Genomic DNA, 4,215 nt, shown 5'->3' with positions numbered 1-4,215 from the left:
GCACGGGAGGGCGGGGCGGCGCCTTTCCGGCGGTCCGGCGGTCCGGTGGTCCGGCGGGGCGCGGCCGCGTGGCGGGTGCGGTAGGGTGACGGGCGCCGCAGCAGTACGCGTAGAAACGGGGAGGTGAGAACCCATGACCGCTGTGCCGGAACGGGTGCTCCCCGGCCGCGACCGCGACACCCTCGTGCAGGACCACGCCAGGCCGTAGCGCCGGTGGGCGTCCGGAGCGCGCGGGACCGTCCGCCGTCCGGTGACGCTTGCGCGGGAGCCCCGGGTCGGACGACGTCCTCCCACCTGTGCTCCGAGGGGTTCCCTTGCCTGTCCACCCGTCCGCCTCCCTCCGCTCCGCCGTCACCTCCCGGCTGCGCGCCGCCGGTTGCGTCTTCGCCGAGGACGAGGCGCGCATCCTGCTCTCCGCCGCCACGACGCCCGCCGAACTCGCCGCCATGGTCCGCGACCGCGCCGCCGGCCGCCCGCTCGAACACGTCGCCGGCTGGGCCGAGTTCGCCGGCCTGCGGATCGCCGTCGACCCCGGCGTCTTCGTGCCCCGGCGGCGCAGCGAGTTCCTGGCCCGCCGCGCCTCCGCGCTGGTCCGCGCGGACGCGCTGGTGGTCGACCTGTGCTGCGGCACCGGCGCCCTCGGCGCGGCACTCGCCGCCACCGCCGGCCACCGCGTCCGGCTGTACGCCTCCGACCTGGATCCGGCCGCCGTCCGCTGCGCCCGCCGCAACCTCGCCGCGACCGGCGCCGAGGTGTCCGAGGGCGACCTCTTCGCCGCCCTGCCGGCCGCCCTGCGCGGCCGGGTGGACGTGCTGATCGCCAACGTCCCGTACGTGCCGACCGCCGACCTCGCGCTGCTGCCGGCCGAGGCCCGGCTGCACGAGGCCCGTCCGGCGCTGGACGGCGGGGCCGACGGTCTCGACGTGCTGCGCCGGGTGGCCGCCGACGCCCCGCACTGGCTGGCCCCGGGCGGCGCCCTGCTCTTCGAGACCAGCGACCAGCAGGCCGGCGCCGCCCTCGGGGTGGCCACCGCCGTCGGCCTGAGCGCCGCGCTCGCGCACGACGACGACCTGGAGGCCACCGTGGTCACCGCCACCCGCCCGTCCGGCGCGACCGCCCGGCGGTAGGACCCGCCCCGGCCTCTCCTCCGCCTCGGCTCCGGCCCGGGCCCCGCGGCCGTGGACGCGCGCACATGCGGCTGAGCGCGACGACCATGTCCGGGCGCCGGCGCGCGGAGTTGACTGATGCCCATGAACGAGAACACCACCAGCGTCCAGCAGTCCAGCACCTCCACCACCGCGGCCGCCGCCCGGACCGTCCTGGTCACCGGCGGGACCGGCAAGACCGGCCGGCGCGTGGCCGAGCGCCTCACCGCGCTCGGCCACACCGCCCGGATCGGCTCGCGCACCGCGCCGGTCCCGTTCGACTGGGCCGACGACTCCACCTGGGACGCCGCCCTCGACGGCGTCACCGCCGCCTACCTCGCCTACTACCCCGACCTCGCCCTGCCCGGCGCCGTCGGGACCGTCGAGGCCTTCGCCCACCGCGCCGCCAAGGCCGGCGTCGAGCACCTGGTGCTGCTGTCCGGCCGTGGCGAGGAGGCCGCGCAGGCCGCCGAGGCCGCGGTCGCCGCGGCCGGCACCGGCTGGACCGTGGTCCGCTGCGCCTGGTTCTCGCAGAACTTCTCCGAGAGCTTCTTCCTGGAGCCGGTGCTCTCCGGCGAGCTGGCGCTGCCGACCGGCGTCGCCGTCGAGCCGTTCGTCGACGCGGACGACATCGCGGACGTCGCCGTGGCGGCGCTCACCGAGGACGGCCACCACGGCGAGGTCTACGAGCTGACCGGCCCGCGGCTGCTCTCCTTCGCGGACGTCGCCGCCGAGCTGTCCGCGGCGACCGGGCGGCGGATCCGCTTCACCCCGGTCACCGTCGAGGAGTACCGCGCGGTGCTGGAGACGGTCGGTCTGCCGGGGGAGTTCGCCGACCTGTTCACGATGGTCCTGGACGGCCGCAACGCCCATCTGGCGGACGGCGTGCGGCGGGCGCTCGGCCGGGAGCCGCGGGACTTTGCCGACTACGCCCGCGCCGCCGCGGCGACCGGCGTCTGGAACGTCTGAACCACCCCGCCGCACCCGGCGGTCGCCGCCCGGCCCGGGATCCGCGCGTCACCCGCGGATCCCGGGGCCGCCGGCCCGACCACCCCGGGAGCCCGCCCACGTCCACCGGAACCGCCCCCGGAACCGCCACCGCCGCCACCGCCGCCACCGCCGGGTTTGACGGGTCTGACGGGTCTGACGGGCCCGATACGATCAACCGATGATCATTTCCAGCGCCCGCACCACGGTCTTCGACATCGACGGCACGCTCTGCTTCGACGGAAGGACGATCGACGGCCGGATCCTCGCGGCCCTCGCCGCCTGCGAACGCGCCGGCCACCGGCTGGTCTTCGCCTCCGCCCGGCCGGTCCGCGACCTCCTGCCCGTCCTGGACGGCGCCTTCCCCGCCGCCACGCTGATCGGCGGCAACGGCAGCCTGGTGTCCGTCGACGGCCGGGTCCGGGCGCGGGCCGCGTTCGACGCCGGTGACCTGGGCAAGCTGCTGGTCGAGGCCGAGCGGTACCGGGCGGGCTACCTCGCCGACGGCCCCTGGGACTACGCCTACACCGGGCCGGCCGGCCACCCGATCCTCGGCCGTGTCGACCAGGGCCGCCTCGCCCGCCGGGTGGACCTCGCCGACCTCCCCGCCGTCGTGAAGTTCCTCGTCGTCGACGCCACCGACCCGGCCGCCCTCGCCGAGGCGGGCCGCGTGCTCGGGATGACCGTCAACCACCACCTCGACGAGTCGATCATCGACTTCGCTCCCGGTGCCACCACCAAGTGGGAGGCCCTGGCCTCGCTGGGCATCGACCGGTACGACGCCTTCGGCAACGACATCAACGACCTCGACCTGCTGCGCCACGCGCGCCACGGCGTCCGGGTCGGCGCCCACCCGGGCCTGGACGGCGTCGCCGCCGTCACCGTCGCACCCGACCCGGCCGCCGTCGTCGCCGAGATCCTCCGGCTGGCCGGGGCGACGCCCGCGGCCTGACCCGCCCCCGCCGTGCGGCGGCCCCCGCCCGCGCCCGTCGTTGATCGCCCGGGCCGGCGGTTCGTAGGCTTGTCGGCCATGGACACCCTGACCGGGCTGCTCGACGGCCCCAAGGCCCGGGGCGCGTTCGTGCTCCGTTCCGTCCTCAGCACGCCGTGGGCGCTGCGGATCGAGGACCGCGCACCGCTGTCGCTGATCACCATGCTGGACGGCGACGCGTGGATCCTGCCCGACGGCGGACAGCCGGTGCTGGTGCGGCCGGGGGACCTGGCGCTGCTGCGCGGACCCGACGCCTACACCCTCGCCGACGACCTGCGGACGGAGCCGGAGATCGTCATCGGCCCGGGGCAGATCTGCTCCAAGGACGGCGTCAGCGTCGCCACTTCGATGGCCCTCGGGGTGCGGACCTGGGGCGAGACCCGGCCCGGCGACGAACGCCCGTCGGTGATGCTGACCGGCACCTACCTGGCCGAGCACGAGATCGGCCGCCGGCTGCTGGCCCACCTGCCGACCCTGCTGGTGCGGCCGGCCGGGGCCGACACCACCGAGGACACCCTGGTCCGGCTGCTCGCCACCGAGGTCACCCGGGCCGAGCCCGGCCAGGAACTGGTGCTGGACCGGCTGTTGGACCTGCTGGTGGTCGGTGTGCTGCGGGGCTGGCTGGCCGCCCCGGACGCCGATGCGCCCGGCTGGCTGCGGGCCCAGACCGACGACGTGGTCGGCCCGGCGCTGCGGCTGCTGCACGACGATCCGGCCCGGCCGTGGACGGTGGCGGCGCTCGCCGCCGAGGTCGGGGTCTCCCGGGCGGGGCTGGCCCGGCGGTTCAGCACGCTGGTCGGCGAGCCGCCGATGGCCTACCTGGCGAACTGGCGGCTGGCGGTGGCGGCCGACCTGCTGCGCGATCCGGGGCTGACCGTCGCGGCGGTGGCCCGGCGGGTCGGCTACGGCGACGCGTTCGCGCTCAGCACCGCGTTCAAGCGGGTGCGGGGGCTGACCCCGCAGGAACACCGCCGGCTGGCCGCCTCGGCGGACGGGCCGGCGGTCGACGGCACGGTGGCCGAGGGCCTGGCCGCCGGCGAGGCGGCGGCCGCCCGGGCGGGCGCCGGGGTGGGGGTGGGGGGAGACGCTGCG

Annotated in this window: 4 protein-coding genes; all 4 read left to right on the top strand. The window is 77.1% G+C overall.

Going from position 1 to position 4,215, the window contains the following annotated elements:
* Positions 1-314 precede the first annotated feature (314 nt).
* Positions 315-1,127 (top strand): putative protein N(5)-glutamine methyltransferase, encoded by an 813-nt coding sequence (locus ACFXAM_RS38020; RefSeq protein WP_380298433.1) that lies wholly within the window; start codon positions 315-317, stop codon positions 1,125-1,127.
* Between the two features lie 123 nt (positions 1,128-1,250).
* Positions 1,251-2,114, top strand: a complete 864-nt coding sequence (locus ACFXAM_RS38015; RefSeq protein ID WP_380298431.1) for an NmrA family transcriptional regulator — start codon at positions 1,251-1,253, stop codon at positions 2,112-2,114.
* A 199-nt stretch (positions 2,115-2,313) separates the two neighbouring features.
* Entirely contained in the window at positions 2,314-3,084 is a 771-nt protein-coding gene (locus ACFXAM_RS38010) for an HAD hydrolase family protein (protein ID WP_380298429.1), read from the top strand.
* Between the two features lie 78 nt (positions 3,085-3,162).
* A partial coding sequence (locus ACFXAM_RS38005; RefSeq protein ID WP_380298427.1) for an AraC family transcriptional regulator occupies positions 3,163-4,215 on the top strand: 1,053 nt, incomplete at its 3' end.

Origin of the sequence: Kitasatospora sp. NPDC059462, assembly GCF_042749955.1 — a bacterium.
In the GTDB taxonomy this organism is placed as follows: Bacteria; Actinomycetota; Actinomycetes; order Streptomycetales; family Streptomycetaceae; genus Kitasatospora.
The sequence above is the reverse complement of the archived record's forward strand: the minus strand, read 5'-3'. Positions and strand labels throughout refer to the sequence as shown.

Bases quoted from the DNA above. Each gene is read 5' to 3' on its own strand.
- ACFXAM_RS38015 (WP_380298431.1), top strand. From the start codon at position 1,251: ATGAACGAGAACACCACCAGCGTCCAGCAGTCCAGCACCTCCACCACC.
- ACFXAM_RS38010 (WP_380298429.1), top strand. From the start codon at position 2,314: ATGATCATTTCCAGCGCCCGCACCACGGTCTTCGACATCGACGGCACG.